Raw genomic sequence first — 18,506 nt, 5'->3', positions numbered from 1 at the left:
CAAGGCGCGAGACCATGCGGTACCGTCTGCTGAAGACGGCGTTTCTGATCCTGTCCGCGGCGGCATCTGTCGCCGCGGACTTTGCTTTTTCGCGGTCCGCCGCCGCCGATCAGGCCGCCGCGCAGACCGAAGAGCCTCGCGTCGAGAAGGTCCTGGTCGAAAAGGGCGAACGGCGCCTGCAGCTGCTCGATGCGAGCGGCGCGGTGCTGAAGAGCTACACGATCGCGCTCGGCGGCGACCCGCTCGGCCACAAGCAGCGCGAGGGCGACGGCCGCACCCCGGAGGGGCGCTACACGATCGACTGGCGCAACCCGCAAAGCGCCTACCACCTGTCGCTGCACATCTCCTATCCGGACCAGGACGACAAGCGCCGCGCCAACGAACGCGGCGAGGACCCGGGCGGGATGATCATGATCCACGGCATGCGCAACGGGCTGGGCTGGCTCGGCTTCCTGCATCAATATGTCGACTGGACCGACGGCTGCATTGCCGTCACCAATGCGGAAATGGATGAGATCTGGCGGCTGGTTCCCAACGGTACGCCGATCGAGATCCGCCCCTGACCGCGCCCGCGGTCCGGTAGCCTGCAGGGCTCTAGCGCCAGGAGCGCAACGCACATGACTGAACCGACCGCCGACCGCGCGCATTATCCGCCGCAGGACCCGCTGCGCACCGGCCTTTCCGGACGCTGCCCGCGCTGCGGCCAGGGCCGTCTGTTCAAGGGCTATCTGGCGACCCGCCCGTCCTGCTCCAATTGCGGCCTGAGCTTCGATTTCGCCGACAGCGGCGACGGCCCGGCGGTGTTCATCATCATGATCGTCGGCTTCATCGTCGTCGGCCTGGTGCTGGCCGTGGAGATGTCGATCCGCCCGCCGATCTGGGTGCACATGGTTCTGTGGCTGCCGCTCACCCTCATTCTCGGCCTCGGCATGCTGCGGCCGCTCAAGGGCCTGATGATCGCCCAGCAATACAAGCACAGCGCCCAGGAGGGACGGGTTGACGAGTAACGCATCCCCCGCGCCGGCGCCCGCCGCCAAGCGCCGCCTGCTGCTGCCGGCACTGGTGGCCTTCATCGTGTTCTGCGCGCTGATGGCGCTCGGCACCTGGCAGGTGCTGCGCCTGCAGTGGAAGCTCGCGCTCATCGAGCGGGTCGAGGAGCGCATCGACCTTGCGCCCGTGGATCCGCCCGCCCCGGACGCGTGGGCCGGGATCGACGAGGACGCCTGGGACTACCGGCCCGTGCGCCTGACGGGCCGCTTCCTGGACGGCGAGGTCTATTACTATCTGGCGCTTACCGAGCCGCAGGGCACCTTCGGCGGCCCGGGCTATCTGGTCTATGCCCCGTTCCGCACCGAGGCCGGCCCGGTGGTGATGGTCAATCGCGGCTTCGTGCCGGAGTCCCGCCGCCTGCCCGAGAGCCGGCCGGGCAGCGAGCCGCCGGCAGGCGAGGTGGAGATCACCGGCCTGTGGCGGCGCGACGAACGCGGCAACATGTTCACGCTGGATGCCGATCCGAAGACGCAGGTCTGGTTCGTGCGCGAGGCGCCGAAGATGGCGGCCTCGCTCGGCGTCGACGATGCGCCGCTCGCGCCCTTCAGCGTGGACCTGCGCGCCGAGGCAACGCCGGCCGGCGGCTTGCCGCAGGCGGGCGAGACCCTCATCTCCTTCCGCAACAACCACCTGCAATACGCGGTCACCTGGTACGGCCTCGGCCTCGTGCTGATCGGCGTGTTCATCGCCTTCGCCCGCAGCGAGACCCGCCGCCCGTCCGGGGAGTAGGGGCGGAGCGTCTTCGGGGCCTGCCACCGACGCACCAGCCGCTCCCTTGCGTCTTCCCGGGCAAGCGCAGCGCGACCCGGGACCGGGGAGGCACGGCGGTGGTGGGAGCCTTCGGGAGTGCCTTCGGGAGTGCCTTCGAGAGGTTTTCGGCTCTCCGGCCCCGGCTCGGCGCTTGCGCGCCGTCCGGGGTGACGAAGGGAGGGACGGAGTGCCGGAAACCGTGGGGCAGCGATCAAGCGTCGTCACAGCCGCTCTGGCAACCAATAGGCCCCGGGTCGCGCTGCGCTTGCCCGGGGTGACGGCCGTGGGGATGCGGGCGGATGTGTCATTCTCGGGCCGTCAACCCGGTGCTGATCGCCATCTCGCCCTCTCGGTTGTCATCCCGGACGAGGCCGCAAGGCCGACGATCCGGGATCCAATGGCAACCCCGGCAGGGGCGAGGCGCGAGCGCATGGCCACCTCTATGGCTGTCACGCCTGCGCAGGCAGGCGTCCAGTATCCGCCTGGGCGGATGGTGGCGCACAGGCGTCTGCCGGCCATCGCGAAGGCCGCTAGCGGCACCGCCGAGGCCTCACTCGAACCGCGCGGGGTTACTGGATCCCGGTCTTCGGCTGTGCCGAAACCGGGATGACATCCTTGGGGGGGGGGCCGCGCGAGGTGCCGGGTCAGGGCGGAGTTATGGCCCACGCCATGAAAAAGCCGGACCGCGAGGCGGCCCGGCTTGAAAAGCACCGGCAAGCGGTGGCTCCGGCCGGTGCGCGAAGGTCCCGGCCGAAGGCGTCAGGATCAGAGCGCGGCGAGGATGCCGGCGGCGCCCGAAACCTCGGCCTTGCCCGGCATTTCCTCGATGTTGAGTGCCGTGACCTTGCCGTCCTTGACGATCATCGCATAGCGCTTGGAGCGGATGCCGAGGCCGGCGCCCGAGGCGTCGAGCTCCAGGCCGATCGCCTTGGCGAAGTCGGCGCTGCCGTCGGCCAGGAAGGTGATCTTCTCGGCGCCGGTGGCCTTGGCCCAGGCATTCATCACGAACACGTCGTTGACCGACACCACCGCGATCTCGTCGACGCCCTTGGACAGGATCGTGTCCGCGTGCTCGACGAAGCCCGGCAGGTGGTTGTTGTGGCAGGTCGGCGTGAAGGCGCCGGGAACCGCGAAGAGAACCACGGTGCGGCCAGCGAAGAGATCGGAACTGCTGCGCTCGGCCGGGCCGTCGGCAGTCATGATCTTGAACTTGGTCTCGGGCAGGGTGTCGCCAACCTTGATCGTCATGTTCGGAAGTCTCCTCAGAAAGGTGAGCCGGAGGGCGTCGCGATGCGGCAGGCCGCCGCATGGCGTCCGCCTCCTGACATAGGGTGTTCCGGCGCGTCCGTCGAGCGGCAGCGACAGACTAGTTCGCCGCCGGCGGCAATTCGCTGCGATGCTCGACGGCCGTCGCGCCCTCCACCAGCGTAAGGGCCAGAGGGCGGGAGCCGTCGTTGTTGCTCGCAAGGCCGCGCGCGGGCAGGGTGAAGCGGGCTGTGGTACCGTCCCGCTCCAGCAGCACCGGCACGCCGTTGTAGGAGCCCTGCGCACCTTCCGCGAACAGGTCGACGAGATCGGTCGGCGATGCCAGCTCGGCGGTGATGACGAGGGTTTCCTCGGGCGCCTTGCCCTCGGCCGGGGAGAGCTCTTTCCGCTCGATGGCGGCAATGCGCGGCGGCGCCTCGCCCTGCGGCCGCGGCAGGGCGGCCCTTGCGGCGGAAATCGCCTGGCGGGCGGTAAAGTCCGGTCCGCCTTCGGCCAGCGGCAGCTCCAGCTGGGCCTCGCCCGGCATGCAGATCTCGCGGCAGATGCCGAACGTCACATGCGCGCGAAGCACGGGCGCAGTCTCGCCCGGTGTCGGCTCCAGGTCGATCGGCAGCACGATGCGGTCGTGATAGATGATCGAGGTGGCGTAAGGATCGGAATAGCGCTCGGGCACGGGAAAGCGCAGGCTTGCCGAGGCAAGGCCCGAGGAGGCGCTGAAATCGGCGGCCGTGGGAATACCGGCCTCGCCCGGAAAGCGCCAATAGGTATGCCAGCCGTCCTCAAGGCGGATCTCCAGCGCCGCGTCCCCGGCAGCCGGCGCCTCGCCAGGGGTGGTGGGGCCCGTGGAGTTGGGGCCGGTTGAGACGAGGCGGATGCCGGCCGCGCCCACGCGTATCCACGGGCTTTCGCCGGCCTGGGCAGCACCGCCGAAGGGGCCGGCAAGCGCCAGGGACCCGAGCAGCAGGGCGGCTGCGGCAAGGCGCGCAAGGGCGCGCGAGTTACGGCGGGCAAAAAAGGTCCTGTTCTGCATGGCAATCCCGGCGAATTGCTCCATCTTGTCGGCCAAGCGACTGGCAGTGTTGGCGCAAATCGCCTTGCGGGTCCACAGGCGAAGCGCCACATCTGCGTGATCGCGGGCGCTGCGGCGGTTAACATGCTGCAAGGCCCGACGTAAGATGGAGCCCCGCTAGCGCGCCGCTTCGCGGCCGCAGGCCGGAGAAACATGCCGCAGGGCGTGCCGGCAGGATGGGCGGGCGATAGTGGCCGGGCGAGACGGGCCCGGCGAAATGGGCCGGGCGCAGGAGAGGAACCAGGGGCCATGAAAAGCGACGACCTCAGCCGGACCTCGCTCGCGGGGCAGCTGCTGATCGCGATGCCGCAGATGGCGGACGAGCGCTTCGCGCATTCCGTGATCTATCTGTGCGCCCATTCGGCGGAAGGGGCGATGGGCATCATCGTCAACCAGCGGGCGCCGAGCCTCAGCTTTCCCGAGCTGCTGCGCCAGCTCGACATCATCCCCGACGACGAGAGCATCCGCCTGCCGGCGCCGGCCGACCGCATGCAGGTGCATCGCGGCGGCCCGGTGGAGACCGGGCGCGGCTTCGTGCTGCATTCGCAGGACTTCGTCATCGCCAACTCGACCATGCCGGTGCAGGACGGCATCTGCCTGACCGCGACGCTCGACATCCTGCGCGCCATCGCCGAAGGGCGCGGGCCGGCACAGGCGATGCTGGCGCTGGGATATGCCGGCTGGGGCGCCGGGCAGCTGGAAGCCGAGATCCAGGAGAACGGCTGGATCACCGGACCGGCGGACGAGGCAATCGTCTTCGACACCGCGCTCGACAGCAAGTGGGACCGGGCGCTCGCCAAGATCGGCATCGCGCCGGCCATGCTGTCCAGCGAAGCCGGCCACGCCTGAACACCGCGCGGTCCCGGCGCCGGGCGCGGGTTTGCGGGCGGCGGGTCGTGTTACCCGGTGCGCGCATTGCTGCTGGCAAACCATCCGGCTTGCCCGGACCCGAGCCGAGGGATAGGGTGCGCCTGAGCATTGACCGCCAGCGCCCGACGGGCGCCTGGCCGGACGAGGCGGAGCTGCCGGGGCAGGCAGGCCGCCGGGCTTGCAAGGGCACACCGGACCGCAGACCGGGATGCGACCGAGGCCGGAACGCCAGGGACGGGGAGCCGCCCCGCCGGGCGAACTGGCGCGGCGGACGCATCCGCTCCCGGTTCGCAAGAGAGACTTTCTGGAGGATATCGCCGCCGTGAAATATGTCAGTACCAGGGGCGAGGCGCCGGTTCTCGGGTTTTCCGACGTTCTTTTGACCGGACTTGCCGCGGATGGCGGTCTCTACGTTCCCCAGACCTGGCCGAAACTGTCGCGCGAGACCATCGCCGGCTTTGCCGGACGTCCCTATGCGGAAGTCGCCCAGGCGGTTATCGAGCCCTTCGTCGGCGACGACATTTCCCGGCAGGATCTCGCCGCGATGATCCGCGAGGCCTATGCGGGCTTTCGCCACCCGGCGGTGACGCCCCTGGTGCAGGTGGCGCCGAACCGCTTCGTGCTGGAGCTTTTCCACGGTCCCACGCTCGCCTTCAAGGATGTGGCGATGCAGCTGCTCGGCCGGCTGATGGACCATGTGCTGGCCGCCCGCGACCAGCGCGCCACCATCGTCGGCGCCACTTCGGGCGACACGGGCGGGGCGGCGATCGAGGCCTTCCGCGGCCGCGAGCGCACCGACATCTTCGTCCTGTTCCCGGACGGGCGCGTGTCCGACGTGCAGCGCCGGCAGATGACGACGCCGACCGAGGCCAATGTGCACTCGCTGGCGCTCGCCGGCACGTTCGACGACTGCCAGTCGATCCTCAAGGGCATGTTCACCCATGCCGCCTTCCGCGACCGGGTGCAACTGGCCGGCGTCAACTCGATCAACTGGGCGCGCATCGTCGCGCAGGTGGTCTACTATTTCGTGGCCGGTGCCGCCCTCGGCGCGCCGCATCGCCCGGTGTCCTTCACTGTGCCGACCGGCAATTTCGGCGATATCCTAGCCGGCTATGTCGCGGCACAAATGGGCCTGCCGATCGAGCGGCTGGTGATCGCCACCAACGCCAACGACATTCTCGCCCGCACGCTGGAAAACGGCGCCTACGAGACCCGCGGCGTGGTGCCGACGATCTCGCCGTCGATGGACATCCAGATCTCGTCCAACTTCGAGCGGTTGCTGTTCGAGGTGCACGGACGCGACGGCGCGCAAATCCGCTCGCTGATGGCGCGGCTTTCGCAGTCCGGCCGCTTCGAGCTGGCGGACGGCCCGCTGGCGGCGATTCGCGAGGGCTTCGATGCCGGGCGCTGCGGCGAGGCGGAGACGGCGGCGACCATCGAGCGCACGATGCGCGAGACCGGCTACCTGCTCGACCCGCACACGGCCATCGGCCTGCATGTGGCCGAGCAGCAGCCGGCGAGCGATGCACCGATGGTGGTGCTGGCGACGGCGCATCCGGCCAAGTTCCCCGACGCGGTGGAGGCGGCCTGCGGCGTGCGTCCGGCGCTGCCGCCGGAGCTGGAGCCGATGATGAGCGCGCCGGAGCGCTTCACGAAGATGGCGGCCGAACGCGGCGAGATCGAACGCCACATCCTCGATACAGCCCGCGCCGCCACGATGGAGGTGTCCTGATGCAGGTGCGGGTGACGAGGCTGGCCAACGGCCTCAGGGTCGTGACCGACACCATGCCGCACCTGCGCACCGCCGCGCTCGGCGTGTGGGTGGGAGCGGGCTCCCGCTCCGAGACGCCGGACCAGAACGGCATCACTCATCTGCTCGAACACATGGCCTTCAAGGGCACGGCGACCCGCACGGCGCGGCAGATCGCCGAGGAGATCGAGGCGGTCGGCGGCGAGCTGAACGCCTCCACCAGCGTCGAGCACACCAACTACTATGCCCGCATCCTGGCCGAGGACGTGCCGCTGGCGGTCGAACTGATCGCCGACATCCTGCAGAATTCCAGCTTCGATGCGGAGGAACTGGCGCGCGAGAAGCACGTGATCCTGCAGGAGATCGGTGCCGCGCACGACACGCCCGACGACAAGGTGTTCGACCAGTTCCAGGAAACCGCCTGGAGCAACCAGGCGATCGGCCGGCCGATCCTGGGCACCCGCGAGACGGTGATGTCCTTCACGCCGGAGGACCTGCGCGCCTATCTTTCCGAGCATTACCGGGCCGAGAACATGGTGCTGGCAGCCGCCGGCGCGGTGGATCACGACGCGGTGGTGAAGCTGGCCGAAGAGCATCTGGGCGGTCTGTCGGGCAAGCCGAGCATCGAGCCGGTCGCCGCCCACTATAACGGCGGCAGCACCTTGCTGGAGCGCGAGCTGATGGAGGTCCAGCTGGTGCTGGGCTTCGAGGGCGTGCCCTACCGCGCGCCCGACTACTACTCGGTGCAGGTGCTGGCCTCGGTGATGGGCGGGGGCATGTCCTCGCGCCTGTTCCAGGAAATCCGCGAGACCCGCGGCCTGTGCTACGCGATCTACTCCTTCCACTGGGCGTTCCAGGACACCGGCCTGTTCGGCGTCCATGCGGCGACCGGCGAGGAGGATATCGGCGAGCTCTTCCCCGTGCTGGTGGACGAACTCGGCCGCGCCTCGCAGGAGATCGTGCAGGCCGACCTCGACCGCTCGAAGGCGCAGATCCGCGCCGGACTGATGATGTCGCTGGAAAGCCCCGCCGCCCGCGCGGGCCAGATCGCCCGCCAGCTGATGATCCATGGCGAGGTACTGTCGCCGGAGGAGATCCAGAGCCGCATCGACGCGGTGACGCTGGACAGCGTGCGCGCTGCCGCCGCCAAGGTCTTCGCCGGTGTGCCGACGCTCTCCGTCGTCGGGCCGAAGACGGGCGGCCTGCCGCTGCCGCTCGACGCCGACGCGGTGGCCGAGCGGCTGGGTGGTGCCATGCCGGCGCGCGCCGTCGGCGCCTGAGACCCGCACGGAGGCGGACATGTCCTTGTTCCGGGCCTTCTCCGGCTCCGAGCCGGTCCGGACCCTGATTGCGGGGGAGGGGGACACTGCCCTGATGCTGCGCCAGCCGCAGCCGCAGGACCATGCCCAATGGGCGGCACTGCGAGAGGCGAGCCACGCCTTCCTGCAGCCCTGGGAGCCGTTGTGGGCGGCGGACGAGCTGTCGCGTGCCTCCTATCGCCGGCGCCTGCGCCGCTATGCGCGCGAGATGCGCGAGGACCGGGCCTACCCCTTCTTCCTGTTCCGCCTCGCCGACGGGGTGCTGGTGGGCGGGGCGACGCTGTCCAACATCCGCCGCGGCGTGGCGCAGACCGCCTCGCTCGGCTACTGGATGGGCGCCCCGCATGCCGGACGGGGCCATATGAGCCGGGCGGTGCAGGCACTGCTCGCCTTCGCCTTTTCTGAACTGTCGCTGCACCGGGTCGAGGCCGCCTGCCTGCCGCACAATGTCGCCTCGCGTCGGCTCCTTGAAAAAGCCGGCTTTTGCCGCGAGGGCTACGCCCGCCGCTACCTGCGTATCGCCGGGGAATGGCAGGATCATCTGCTGTTCGCCCGTCTGGCCGGCGATACCGCCGCGCCGCAGGGCCTTGCCACCATCTCCGCCGCAAGCGTCGCCGTCTGGCAGGCGCAGGTCCCGGCGGACCCCGGCACGGACGCCGGTGCCGGAGAGAAAGAAATCTTGTGAGATGGGTTGGATGCCGATAAGTCTCCGGCAACGCGCGTTGCGCGACGTGAAACGGACGAACCGCTTGCCCCTTTTCAGGTTCCTTGTGCTCGCGCTGGCGGCGTGGCTGATCACCTATGCTCCGGCAGCAGCCATCGAGGCGGTCGAGGTTCGCTCCTCCACCGATGCGCTGGACCTGACCGGCGCCGTCGATCTCTATCCCAACGAGGGCGCCAGCCTGCAGGTCTCGACCGCGCCCGGCGCCGACGGCATCGTCCGCCGCATCGAGGTGAATTCGCGCGACGGCACCAACACCAGCTGGGCCGTCTTCGCCCTGTCCAATCCCGGCGACGAACAGATCGACCGGCTGATCGTCGCCCCGTTCTTCCAGCTCGTCGGCTCGCGGCTGATCTGGCCGGATCTCGGCGCCTCGCGCATCGCCTCGATCACGCCGAGCCAGGGCATCGCGCCCGAGCGGCAGTCGAGCCAGGAGGCGGACGTCTTCCTGATCACGCTCGATCCCGGCGCGGTGGTCACCTATGTGGTGGAGATGCGCACGCCCGGCCTGCCGCAGCTGCGCCTCTGGGAGCCGGACGTCTACAAGGACACGGTCAACGCCTACACGCTCTATCGCGGCATCATCCTCGGCATTTCCGGCCTTCTCGCCCTGTTCCTGACCATCCTCTTCGTGGTCAAGGGCACGATCATGTTCCCGGCGACGGCGGTTCTGGCCTGGTCGGTTCTGGCCTACCTGACCATCGACTTCGGGTTCTGGAACAAGGTCCTGCAGATCACGCCGGGCGAGGAACAGCTGTACCGCGCCTGCGCCGAGGTGGCGCTGGCGGCGAGCCTGATCATCTTCCTCTACGCCTATCTGAACCTCAACCGCTGGCACATCCGTTACAGCCACCTGGCGCTCGGCACCTTGATCCTGGTGCTCGGCCTGCTCGGCATCGCCGTCTGGGACCCCTCCGTCGCCGCCGGCATCGCCCGCGTCTCGCTCGGCATCATCGGCGTGCTGGGCTTTGCGGTGATCGCGGCGCTGGCGCTGCAGGGCTACGACCGGGCGATCATGCTGGTGCCGACCTGGGTGCTGCTGCTGTCCTGGCTGGTGGGCGCGGCGATGACCGTGACCGGATCGTTGGCCAACGACATCGTCCAGCCGGCGCTGGCCGGCGGCCTGGTGCTGATCGTGCTGCTGATCGGCTTCACGGTGATGCAGCACGCCTTCGCGGGCGGTGCCATCGCGCAAGGACTGATTTCCGACGTGGAGCGGCGGGCGCTGGCGCTGACCGGCTCCGGCGACATCATCTGGGACTGGGACGTCGACCGCGACCGCATCTCCACCGGCAACGAGGTGGAGGACCTGCTGGGCCTCAAGCAGGGCCTGCTGGAGGGACCGGCGCGCGACTGGCTCGACGTGCTGCACCCGCAGGATCGCGACACGTTCCGCACCACGCTGGACGCGGTGATCGACCAGCGCCGCGGCCGCATCTCGCAGGCCTTCCGCCTGCGCGCCGACGACGGCCATTTCCGCTGGTTCCGCCTGCGCGCGCGGCCCATCGTCGGCTCCGACGGCGAGGTGATCCGCTGCGTCGGCACGCTGCTCGACATCACCGACCAGAAGGTGACCGAGGAGCGGCTGCTGCACGATGCGGTGCATGACAACTTGACCGGCCTGCCCAACCGCGAGCTGTTCATGGACCGGCTGCAGGCGGCCATCGCCCGCTCGCGCGCGGAAAAGCTCGGCCGTCCTTCCGTGCTGATCATCGATCTCGACCGCTTCAAGCAGGTCAACGATTCCATCGGACTGTCCGCCGGCGACAGCATCCTGCTGACCATCGCGCGGCGCGTCTCGCGCCAGCTCAAGCCGCAGGATTCGCTCTCGCGCCTGTCCGGCGACACCTATGCGCTGCTGCTTCTCTCCGAACAGTCGGCCGACCGGATCGCCGCCTTCGCCGACGCGGTGCGCCGCGCGGTGCGCTCGCCCATCACCTTCGGCGAGCGGGAAGTGTTCCTGACCTCCTCCGTCGGCATCGCCATCTACGAGACCGAAGGGTCCTCGGCGGCCGAGCTGATGCGCGAGGCGGACATGGCGATGAACCATGCCAAGCGGCTCGGCGGCGACCGGGTGGAGGTGTTCCGCCCGACGCTGCAGACCGGCACGCGCAGCCGCGCCGAGCTGGAAGGCGACCTGCGCAAGGCGCTGAAGACCGACGGCATCACCGTGTTCTACCAGCCCATCGTGCGCCTGGTGGACCGCTCCATCGCCGGCTTCGAGGTGCTGGCCCGCTGGAACCACCCGACGCGCGGGGCGATCTCGCCGGCGGAATTCATCCCCATCGCCGAGCAGTCGGGCATCATTAACGAGCTGGGCCTGTTCGTGCTCGACAAGGGTGCGCGCCAGCTCGCCGACTGGCAGCAGACCTTCCGCCTGCCGGTGCCGCTGTTCGCCAGCGTCAACATCTCCTCGCTGCAGCTGCTGCGCCACGACCTGATCAACGACGTGAAGTCGGTGCTGTCGCGCTCCTCCATCGCGCCGGGAACGCTCAAGCTGGAGCTGACGGAATCGGTGGTGATGGCCAATCCGGAATATTCGGCGCGGATGCTGGAGCGGCTGCGCGCGCTCGGCGCCGGCCTGTCGCTGGACGATTTCGGCACCGGCTATTCCAGCCTCAGCTACCTGCAGCGCTTCCGCTTCGACACGATCAAGGTCGACCAGTCCTTCGTGCGCCCGAACGGCCGCAGTGCCCGTCCGGTGATCCTGCGCTCGATCATCGCGCTCGGCCACGACCTCGGCATGCAGGTGGTGGCGGAAGGGGCGGAGACGGAGTCCGATTCGCTCGAGCTGCACCAGCTCGGCTGCGAATACGCGCAAGGCTTCCTGTTCGGCCAGCCGATGGAAGCCGCGCAAGCGACCAAGCTGCTGCAGTCGGAGATGGACGCGCTGCGGTCGTAAGACCGCGCGGGAAATTGGATCCCTTTTCCCAATCCTTGAAAGGCAACCGAATGGTTGCGTTTTGATCCCTGTGCTGTAAGGTAAAAGGCAACCGGAGGGTTGCGTGATGAGCGACAGGATCGTCAAGAAGGTGGAGTTGAAGGCGCCGGTTTCGCGGGTCTGGCGGGCGCTGTCGGACCACGAGGAATTCGGCGCGTGGTTTCGGGTCAGGCTCGACGGGCCGTTCGTTCCCGGCAGCATCTCGACCGGCCGGATGACCTATCCCGGCTACGAACATTATCCCTGGCTCGCCACCGTGGAGAAGATGGAGCCGGAGCGGCTGCTCTCCTTCAGGTGGCACGATTTCGACGAGGCGTCCGGCCTCGCGGTTGGCGATCAGCCCACGACGCTGGTCGAGTTCCGGCTGGAGCCGGTGGAGGGGGGAACCTTGCTGACGATCACCGAAAGCGGCTTCGAGGCTCTGTCGGATGCGCGGCGGCTCGAGGTCCTGCGCGGCAACACCCAGGGCTGGAACATCCAGGCGGAGAACATTGCCAGGCATGTCGCGCCCTCGAGCTGACTCGTCCTCCGTCGCCTCGGTGTTCGCCGCGCTCGGCGACCCGACACGTCTGGCGCTGCTGTCCCGGCTGGCGGACGGGCCCGCGCAGTCGGTCGTCGAGCTGACGCGCGGCACCGGCCTGACCCGGCAGGGGATCAGCAAGCATCTGGCCGTTCTGGAGGAGGCGGGCGTCGTCTCCAGCACCCGGGTCGGCCGCGAGAGCCGCTTCGCCATCCAGCCGGCCGGGCTGGCCGAGGCGAGCCGCTATCTGGAGCGGGCCTCGCGGCAGTGGGACGATGCGGCGGCGCGGCTGCGCGCGTTCGTCGAGGATTGATCCGAGAAGTCGGGCCGCCCCCGCGGGACGGCTACTTTTTCTTGAACGGTGCCATGCCCTTGCGGGCGAGCTCGTCGGCGCGCTCGTTCTCGTCGTGCCCGGCATGACCCTTGACCCAGTGCCAGGTGACGTCGTGGCGGCCGCGTGCCGCATCAAGCGCCTGCCACAGCTCGGCATTCTTCACCGGCTTCTTGTCGGCGGTGCGCCAGGCGTTGCGCTTCCAGTTGTAGAGCCACTTGGTGATGCCGTCGCGCACATAGGTGCTGTCGGTGTGCAGGTCGACCTTGCACGAGCGCTTGAGGGCGTTCAGCGCCTCGATGGCCGCCGTCAGCTCCATGCGGTTGTTGGTGGTCTGGGCCTCGCCGCCACACAGCTCGCGCTCATGCTCGCCGAAACGCAGGATCGCGCCCCAGCCGCCGGGACCCGGATTGCCCGAGCACGCACCGTCCGTGTGGATGGTGACGCGCGTCTCCGCCGCTGCCTCGCTCATGGGGCGAGCCCGTAGTCGGAGGCGGTGGAAACGCCCTGATGGAAGCGCAGCTTGCGCAGGTATTCGCGCGGGTCCTTCGGTGTGACCAGCGCGCCCGGCGGCACGCGCAGCCAGTCGTGCAGGCGGGTCAGCAGGAAGCGCAGGGCCGAGCCGCGCGCCAGGAGCGGCAGGGCGGCGAACTCCGCATCCGTGAAGTCGCGCACCTGGCGATAACCGTTGAGCAGCGCCCGCGCCTTGGTGACGTTGAACGAGAGGTCCGGCTCGAAACACCAGGCATTGAGGCAGATCGCCACGTCATAGGCGAAGGCATCGTTGCAGGCGAAATAGAAGTCGATCAGCCCGGACAGACGCTCGCCAATGAAGAAGACGTTGTCGGGAAAGAGATCCGCGTGGATGACGCCGGAGGGAAGACCGGTCGGCCAGCGGCTCTCCAGATGGTCGAGCTCGGCGGTCAGCTCTGCGCCGAGACCCGGGACGACGGTGTCGGCCTGGTCGAGCGAGGCGCCGAGCAGCGGCCTCCAGCTGTCCACCGACAGGGTGTTGGGGCGCTGGCCGGCAAAGTCCGAACCGGCGAGATGGAAGCGGGCGAGCGCCTCGCCGAGCTCCGCGCAATGCTCGCGCTTGGGCCGGCGCACCCACATGCCGTCGAGGAACGAGATGATGGCGGCGGGCCGGCCGGCCAGCTCGCCCAGCATGGCCCCGGAGCGCGCGGCGATCGGCTGCGGGCAGGAAATGCCGCGCGCCGCCAGATGGCGCATCAGCTCCAGGAAGAACGGCAGGTCGGCCGGGTTCACCCGCTTCTCGTAGAGCGTCAGGATGAAATAGCCGCTCGTCGTGTGCAGCAGGAAGTTCGAGTTCTCGACGCCTTCGGCGATGCCCTTCAGGGCCAGCGTGTCGCCGATATCGTAAAGGGCGACGAAGGCCGCAAGGTCCTCGTCCGAGACGTCAGTGTAGACAGCCATGGGGTCGGGTTCGTTTTCCGGGCGTGAGAAGGGTCAGGGCGAGAGCGGATTGCGTGCATCGGCAAGGATGCGCCCGCCGATGGCGACGAAGCAGGCGCCGGCCACGCGCTCGATCCAGTGCTGCAGGCCGGCAAAACGGCGCAGCACCGGCGCGGACGACATGAACAGGCTGACCAGCGTGTACCACAGCGCGGCCGAGACGACGACCAGGGCCACCATGGCGACGAGCACCCAGGCCGGTGTCTGGGCGCTGACCGAGGTGGCGAAGACACTGGCGAACAGCACGATGGCCTTCGGGTTGGTCATGGTCACGAGGAAGCCGAAGATCAGCGGATTGCGGCGCGGGGTGCGGGCGGCAGCATCAAGCTCCAGCTCCTGTGGCCGGGCAAAGAGCAGCCGGAGGCCGAGCCAGGCGAGGTAGAGCCCGCCGGCAACGCGCAGCACCACGGCAAGCCACTGGTACTGCACGAGCAGGGCGGAGAGGCCGACGAGCGAGAGCGTCGCGTAGACGCCAAGGCCGAGCGAGACGCCGGCGGTGGTCAGCAGTCCGGCGCGGGCGCCATGCGCCATCGAGGAGCGCACGACGGCGATGAAGTCCGGCCCCGGCAGCATCAGGGCCGGCAGGAAGATCGCGAACACCGCGACGAAGACGCCAAGCCACTCCATCCGCTTTCCCCCCGTTGCCGCGCGACGTTACTCGGCCGCCTCGCGCAAGGCGCGCGGCAGGTTGAAGGAGATCGTCTCCTCGGCCGTGCGCACGCTGTCGACGGTGACCTCGTAGCGTTCGGCAAAGGCGGCGATGATCTCCTCCACCAAGACCTCGGGCGCGGAAGCGCCGGCGGTGATGCCGAGGCTCGTCAGCGGCGGAAGCGCGTCCCAGGGAATGTCGGCGGCGCGCTGCACCAGCAGCGCGACCGGGCAGCCGGCACGCTCGGCGACCTCGCGCAGGCGCTGCGAGTTCGACGAGTTCGGCGCGCCGACGACGATCAGCGCCTCGACGTCCGGGGCAACGGCCTTCACCGCTTCCTGCCGGTTGGTGGTGGCGTAGCAGATGTCGTCCTTGTGCGGGGCGACGATGTCGGGGAAGCGGGCGGTCAGCACCTCGACGATCTGGGCGGTGTCGTCCACCGACAGCGTGGTCTGGGTGATCCAGGCGAGCGGCCGGTCGCCGGCCGGCTCGAACGCCCGCGCGTCCTCCACCGTCTCGACGAGGCGCACCGCGCCCTCGGGCAGCTGGCCCATCGTGCCGATGACTTCCGGATGGCCGGCATGGCCGATCAGCACGATCTCGCGGCCGCGGCGGAAGTGGATCTCCGCCTCCTTGTGGACCTTGGAGACCAGCGGGCAGGTGGCGTCGAGATAGAACATGTTGCGCGAGCGCGCGTCCTCGGGCACCGACTTCGGCACGCCATGAGCGGAGAACACCACCGGGCGGTCGTGATGGCCGTCCGGGATCTCGTCCAGCTCCTCGACGAAGACGGCGCCCTTGGTCTTCAGGCTCTCGACGACGAACTTGTTGTGCACGATCTCGTGACGCACGTAGACCGGCGCGCCGAAGCGCTCGAGCGCCAGCTCGACGATCTGGACGGCACGGTCGACACCGGCGCAAAAGCCCCGCGGGGCGCAGAGCAGCACCTTGAGCGGCGGGCGGTTTCCGGCGGAAGGGTCTGAAGCCAAGAGGGCCTCCTTGCAGTCGGCGTCGGCGGGGAGCCGCGACGCACGGGCTTTGCTGGCAATAGAGGTATGGGGGCAGGGCGTGTCAAGGGTGGCCGGCCAAGTCGTGAGGCGGGAAATCGCCGCGCGCCCGCAGCCGCTCGCCAAGCGCCGGTCCGCCTGATATAGACGTTCCCCTGAACGAGTATGCGTCCTTGAGCAGAATTGGGAAGATTGGCATGCAGCACGCCGACTGGATCCGTCGTACGGGCCCGCTCGCCTCGCTCGCACTCGGCCTTGCCGTTGCGGCCTGCGGTACGGATATCGCAGGGGTCAGCAACGATGTGGCCAAGACCGTGATCTCCGGCAACGCCGCCGGCAAGTCGGTGGTGGAGGACATCAACCCCGAGACCTTCCGCCAGGAGGTCCCCTGTCCGCCGCTGGGAGTGGAGCCCGACGGCTATCTGCTCATGACCTACGATCGGGGCAAGCAGGACGACCCGCAGGGCCTGCGCTACCAGGCGAATATCGAGAAGTGGGCGCGCAAGTGCCAGCGCGGCGCCGATGGCGGCGTGCTGATGACTGTCGGCGTGTCCGGACGCGTGACGCCGGGCCCGGCCTGGCCGGGTGGCGAGATCCTGCTGCCGCTGCGCATTTCCGTCTCGGATACCGACGCTGCAAAGGCCAAGCCGCAGGTTCGCCAGCTGTCCATCCCGGTGACGCTTGGCGCGGGCGCGCCGGCGGAGCAGTGGGCGCTGGTGGAGGAGAATGTCTCTATTCCCCAGGGCGGTTCGGCCAAGGTGCAGATTGCGCTGGACGAGAAGGGAAAACGTCGGCAATAGGGAGGGCATGTTGACAGTGCGACAGGCGCTGTCGACAATGCGACACGAAAGGCGGCGTGGACGTTGTGCGCCGCCGGCAGGGACCTGAAGACGCACGTCTTCGCGATCCTGCTTCAAGGACTTGCGGGAGAGATCGGCATCACGGGTGCCGGCGCCGAAGGAGCAACCGCCCCGGAAACTCTCAGGCAAAAGGACCGCAGGTCGAGCAACGCTCTGGAAAGAAGTCCGGACCGCCCTTCGGGTCGGGGCCGGGCTCACCGAAGGAGTAACCGCCTCAATTACGGGCGCCGGTCACGGACCGGAAGCCGGGCGGGAAATCTCTCAGGTCGTCAGGACAGAGGGGGTGCGTGGATACGAAACCGTGTTCGCGTCACCAGACCCTCTAGCGCCAGGACGACCACATGGCCGATCACGCCGACGGACCTCTGCTTTCGACGCCCCTGACGGACCTGCACCGCGAGCTCGGTGCGCGTCTCGTGCCGTTCGCCGGCTACGAGATGCCGGTCCAGTATCCCGCCGGTATCATCGCCGAGCACAGCCATACCCGCGAGAAGGCCGGCCTCTTCGACGTGTCGCATATGGGCCAGGCCTGGCTGGTCGGCCCGGACCACGAGACGACGGCCCGCGCGCTCGAGGCGATGGTTCCCTCCGACGTCGCCGTGCTGAAGCCCGGCCGCCAGCGCTACACCGTACTTCTGAATGCCGAAGGCGGCATCGTCGACGACCTGATGGTCGCGCGGCCGCAGGGCGCCGAGAACGAAGGCCGGCTGTTCCTAGTCGTCAACGCCTCGCGCAAGGCGGTCGACTACGCGCTGATCGCGGCGAACCTTCCCGACAACGTGAAGCTGGAGGTCATCGAGGACCGCGCGCTGATCGCGCTGCAGGGCCCGATGGCAGCCGAGGTGATGGCCGCCCATGCGCCCGCCGCCGCGGACATGGCCTTCATGGGCGTTGCGCAGATGGAGTTCGACGGCATCGCCGTCTATGTGTCGCGCTCCGGCTATACCGGCGAGGACGGCTACGAGATCTCCGTGCCGGCCGGTGCTGCCGAGCCGCTGGCCCGGGCCCTGCTCGCCGACGAGCGCGTCGCCCCGATCGGGCTCGGCGCGCGCGATTCGCTGCGCCTCGAAGCCGGGCTTTGCCTCTACGGCCACGACCTCGACGAGACCACCTCGCCGGTCGAGGGCGCGATCACCTTCGTGCTGCAGAAGCGCCGCAAGGACGAGGCCAACTTTCCGGGCGCGGCCCGCATCCTGTCCGAACTGGCGGACGGGCCGTCGCGCGTGCGCGTCGGCCTGACGCTCGCCGGCCGTGCCCCGGCCCGCGAGGGCGCGGAGATCCGCGCCGCCGATGGCAGCGTTATCGGCGTTCTCACCTCGGGCGGCTTCGCGCCGACGCTGGGTGCCCCGATTGCCATGGGCTATGTCGACCCGGCCCATGCGGGTGTCGGCACGCCGGTGAAGCTGGTGGTGCGCGGCCGCGAGCTCGAGGCGAGCATCGCCGACATGCCCTTCGTTCCCCAGCGCTACTATCGCAAGCCGTCCGCCTGACGGCCCTTTGCCTATCGTTCCAGACAACCTGAAGCGGCCTGAAGGCCTTCCGGAGGACAAGTGAAATGAGCACCCGCTACACCGAAGACCACGAGTGGATCACCGTCGAGGGCGACGTCGCCACGGTCGGCATCACCGACTATGCCCAGCAGCAGCTGGGCGACGTCGTGTTCGTCGAGCTTCCCGAGGTCGGCCGCAAGGTCTCCAAGGGCGACGAGGCGGCGGTCGTCGAAAGCGTCAAGGCAGCTTCCGAGGTCTATGCCCCGCTCGACGGCGAGATCGTCGAGGCCAACGGCGTGCTGGCCGACGAGCCGGGCAAGGTGAACGAGGATCCGGAAGGCGCGGCGTGGTTCGTCAAGATCCGCCTGGCCGACACCTCGCAGCTCGACAGCCTGATGGACGAGGCCGCCTACAAGGCGCATGTAGAGGGGCTCTGATCC

Annotated in this window: 18 protein-coding genes, 1 pseudogene and 1 riboswitch; of the genes and pseudogenes, 13 read left to right on the top strand and 6 right to left on the bottom strand. The window is 69.0% G+C overall.

Annotation, left to right across the window (positions count from 1 at the left end; translation table 11 throughout):
* The first annotated feature begins 14 nt into the window (after positions 1-14).
* Genes ACVJ6E_RS04820 through ACVJ6E_RS04810 form a run of 3 tightly spaced genes read left to right on the top strand, consistent with a single transcriptional unit; the run spans position 15 to position 1,779 of the window.
* Complete coding sequence (locus ACVJ6E_RS04820) at positions 15-563, top strand: L,D-transpeptidase family protein (protein WP_120268670.1); 549 nt, start codon at positions 15-17, stop codon at positions 561-563.
* 54 nt (positions 564-617) lie between these two features.
* Complete coding sequence (locus ACVJ6E_RS04815; RefSeq protein ID WP_120268671.1) at positions 618-1,007, top strand: DUF983 domain-containing protein; 390 nt, start codon at positions 618-620, stop codon at positions 1,005-1,007.
* Complete coding sequence (locus ACVJ6E_RS04810; RefSeq protein WP_199681153.1) at positions 997-1,779, top strand: SURF1 family protein; 783 nt, start codon at positions 997-999, stop codon at positions 1,777-1,779. Before ACVJ6E_RS04815 ends, ACVJ6E_RS04810 begins: the two co-directional genes overlap by 11 nt.
* Before the next feature lie 786 nt (positions 1,780-2,565).
* Here the strand turns inward: ACVJ6E_RS04810 and ACVJ6E_RS04805 are convergent.
* Together ACVJ6E_RS04805 and ACVJ6E_RS04800 are read right to left on the bottom strand one after the other, a co-directional pair.
* Positions 2,566-3,048, bottom strand: a complete 483-nt coding sequence (locus ACVJ6E_RS04805) for a peroxiredoxin (protein WP_120268672.1) — start codon at positions 3,046-3,048, stop codon at positions 2,566-2,568.
* Between the two features lie 118 nt (positions 3,049-3,166).
* Entirely contained in the window at positions 3,167-4,096 is a 930-nt protein-coding gene (locus ACVJ6E_RS04800) for a protein-disulfide reductase DsbD domain-containing protein (protein ID WP_158592670.1), read from the bottom strand.
* A 288-nt stretch (positions 4,097-4,384) separates the two neighbouring features.
* Here ACVJ6E_RS04800 and ACVJ6E_RS04795 point away from each other — a divergent pair, with 288 nt between their 5' ends.
* The 7 genes and pseudogenes from ACVJ6E_RS04795 to ACVJ6E_RS04765 all read left to right on the top strand — a co-directional run bounded on the left by ACVJ6E_RS04795 (position 4,385) and on the right by ACVJ6E_RS04765 (position 12,569).
* Positions 4,385-4,984: a YqgE/AlgH family protein gene (locus ACVJ6E_RS04795; protein WP_120268674.1), complete on the top strand. Its 600-nt coding sequence runs from the start codon at positions 4,385-4,387 to the stop codon at positions 4,982-4,984.
* A 229-nt stretch (positions 4,985-5,213) separates the two neighbouring features.
* Positions 5,214-6,638, top strand: a pseudogene (gene thrC, locus ACVJ6E_RS04790) (threonine synthase); the annotation flags it as partial.
* 152 nt (positions 6,639-6,790) lie between these two features.
* Positions 6,791-8,035, top strand: a complete 1,245-nt coding sequence (locus ACVJ6E_RS04785) for a M16 family metallopeptidase (protein WP_491676410.1) — start codon at positions 6,791-6,793, stop codon at positions 8,033-8,035.
* Between the two features lie 19 nt (positions 8,036-8,054).
* Positions 8,055-8,759, top strand: coding sequence for a GNAT family N-acetyltransferase (locus tag ACVJ6E_RS04780; protein WP_120268677.1), 705 nt, complete (start codon positions 8,055-8,057; stop codon positions 8,757-8,759).
* Positions 8,760-8,769: 10 nt separating this feature from the next.
* Positions 8,770-11,697, top strand: coding sequence for an EAL domain-containing protein (locus ACVJ6E_RS04775; protein ID WP_120269240.1), 2,928 nt, complete (start codon positions 8,770-8,772; stop codon positions 11,695-11,697).
* A 106-nt stretch (positions 11,698-11,803) separates the two neighbouring features.
* The gene (locus ACVJ6E_RS04770) at positions 11,804-12,256 is read left to right on the top strand and encodes an SRPBCC family protein (protein WP_120268678.1); all 453 of its coding nucleotides are present in this window, start codon (positions 11,804-11,806) and stop codon (positions 12,254-12,256) included.
* Positions 12,237-12,569, top strand: coding sequence for a metalloregulator ArsR/SmtB family transcription factor (locus ACVJ6E_RS04765; RefSeq protein ID WP_120268679.1), 333 nt, complete (start codon positions 12,237-12,239; stop codon positions 12,567-12,569). The genes ACVJ6E_RS04770 and ACVJ6E_RS04765 overlap by 20 nt, the downstream gene beginning before the upstream one ends.
* 31 nt (positions 12,570-12,600) lie before the next feature.
* On the opposite strand, the gene rnhA is transcribed toward ACVJ6E_RS04765, so the two are convergent.
* The 4 genes from rnhA to ispH are packed head-to-tail and all read right to left on the bottom strand — an operon-like array spanning position 12,601 to position 15,698.
* Positions 12,601-13,059: a ribonuclease HI gene (gene rnhA, locus ACVJ6E_RS04760; RefSeq protein WP_120268680.1), complete on the bottom strand. Its 459-nt coding sequence runs from the start codon at positions 13,057-13,059 to the stop codon at positions 12,601-12,603.
* Positions 13,056-14,021, bottom strand: coding sequence for a homoserine kinase (gene thrB, locus ACVJ6E_RS04755; protein WP_120268681.1), 966 nt, complete (start codon positions 14,019-14,021; stop codon positions 13,056-13,058). Before thrB ends, rnhA begins: the two co-directional genes overlap by 4 nt.
* Positions 14,022-14,054: 33 nt before the next feature.
* Positions 14,055-14,687: a LysE family translocator gene (locus ACVJ6E_RS04750; RefSeq protein ID WP_120268682.1), complete on the bottom strand. Its 633-nt coding sequence runs from the start codon at positions 14,685-14,687 to the stop codon at positions 14,055-14,057.
* Positions 14,688-14,714: 27 nt separating this feature from the next.
* Positions 14,715-15,698: a 4-hydroxy-3-methylbut-2-enyl diphosphate reductase gene (gene ispH / locus ACVJ6E_RS04745; protein ID WP_097175065.1), complete on the bottom strand. Its 984-nt coding sequence runs from the start codon at positions 15,696-15,698 to the stop codon at positions 14,715-14,717.
* 215 nt (positions 15,699-15,913) lie between these two features.
* Here ispH and ACVJ6E_RS04740 point away from each other — a divergent pair, with 215 nt between their 5' ends.
* The 3 genes from ACVJ6E_RS04740 (at position 15,914) to gcvH (ending at position 18,503) form a co-directional block, all read left to right on the top strand.
* Positions 15,914-16,516, top strand: a complete 603-nt coding sequence (locus ACVJ6E_RS04740) for a hypothetical protein (RefSeq protein WP_120268683.1) — start codon at positions 15,914-15,916, stop codon at positions 16,514-16,516.
* A 114-nt stretch (positions 16,517-16,630) separates the two neighbouring features.
* Positions 16,631-16,723, top strand: a riboswitch (glycine riboswitch).
* Positions 16,724-16,917: 194 nt separating this feature from the next.
* Positions 16,918-18,066, top strand: coding sequence for a glycine cleavage system aminomethyltransferase GcvT (gcvT, locus tag ACVJ6E_RS04735; protein WP_120268684.1), 1,149 nt, complete (start codon positions 16,918-16,920; stop codon positions 18,064-18,066).
* 65 nt (positions 18,067-18,131) lie between these two features.
* Positions 18,132-18,503 carry a glycine cleavage system protein GcvH gene (gcvH, locus tag ACVJ6E_RS04730; RefSeq protein WP_067339736.1) on the top strand — a complete coding sequence of 124 codons (372 nt, stop codon included), beginning with the start codon at positions 18,132-18,134 and terminating at the stop codon, positions 18,501-18,503.
* Positions 18,504-18,506: the final 3 nt, after the last annotated feature.

This window comes from Stappia sp. G46H5W (assembly GCF_058448995.1).
Note: the sequence above shows the minus strand (reverse complement) of the source record. Positions and strands in the feature narration are given on the sequence as shown.

What these genes read in the sequence shown, in the direction of transcription:
- gcvT (WP_120268684.1), top strand. Translation starts at nt 16,918, where the DNA reads ATGGCCGATCACGCCGACGGACCTCTGCTTTCGACGCCCCTGACGGAC.
- ACVJ6E_RS04800 (WP_158592670.1), bottom strand. Translation starts at nt 4,096, where the DNA reads ATGCAGAACAGGACCTTTTTTGCCCGCCGTAACTCGCGCGCCCTTGCG.
- ACVJ6E_RS04765 (WP_120268679.1), top strand. Translation starts at nt 12,237, where the DNA reads ATGTCGCGCCCTCGAGCTGACTCGTCCTCCGTCGCCTCGGTGTTCGCC.
- ACVJ6E_RS04785 (WP_491676410.1), top strand. Translation starts at nt 6,791, where the DNA reads ATGCCGCACCTGCGCACCGCCGCGCTCGGCGTGTGGGTGGGAGCGGGC.
- ACVJ6E_RS04820 (WP_120268670.1), top strand. Translation starts at nt 15, where the DNA reads ATGCGGTACCGTCTGCTGAAGACGGCGTTTCTGATCCTGTCCGCGGCG.
- ACVJ6E_RS04750 (WP_120268682.1), bottom strand. Translation starts at nt 14,687, where the DNA reads ATGGAGTGGCTTGGCGTCTTCGTCGCGGTGTTCGCGATCTTCCTGCCG.
- ACVJ6E_RS04805 (WP_120268672.1), bottom strand. Translation starts at nt 3,048, where the DNA reads ATGACGATCAAGGTTGGCGACACCCTGCCCGAGACCAAGTTCAAGATC.
- ACVJ6E_RS04770 (WP_120268678.1), top strand. Translation starts at nt 11,804, where the DNA reads ATGAGCGACAGGATCGTCAAGAAGGTGGAGTTGAAGGCGCCGGTTTCG.
- ACVJ6E_RS04775 (WP_120269240.1), top strand. Translation starts at nt 8,770, where the DNA reads ATGCCGATAAGTCTCCGGCAACGCGCGTTGCGCGACGTGAAACGGACG.
- ACVJ6E_RS04815 (WP_120268671.1), top strand. Translation starts at nt 618, where the DNA reads ATGACTGAACCGACCGCCGACCGCGCGCATTATCCGCCGCAGGACCCG.
- ACVJ6E_RS04740 (WP_120268683.1), top strand. Translation starts at nt 15,914, where the DNA reads ATGCAGCACGCCGACTGGATCCGTCGTACGGGCCCGCTCGCCTCGCTC.
- gcvH (WP_067339736.1), top strand. Translation starts at nt 18,132, where the DNA reads ATGAGCACCCGCTACACCGAAGACCACGAGTGGATCACCGTCGAGGGC.
- thrB (WP_120268681.1), bottom strand. Translation starts at nt 14,021, where the DNA reads ATGGCTGTCTACACTGACGTCTCGGACGAGGACCTTGCGGCCTTCGTC.
- ACVJ6E_RS04780 (WP_120268677.1), top strand. Translation starts at nt 8,055, where the DNA reads ATGTCCTTGTTCCGGGCCTTCTCCGGCTCCGAGCCGGTCCGGACCCTG.
- rnhA (WP_120268680.1), bottom strand. Translation starts at nt 13,059, where the DNA reads ATGAGCGAGGCAGCGGCGGAGACGCGCGTCACCATCCACACGGACGGT.
- ACVJ6E_RS04795 (WP_120268674.1), top strand. Translation starts at nt 4,385, where the DNA reads ATGAAAAGCGACGACCTCAGCCGGACCTCGCTCGCGGGGCAGCTGCTG.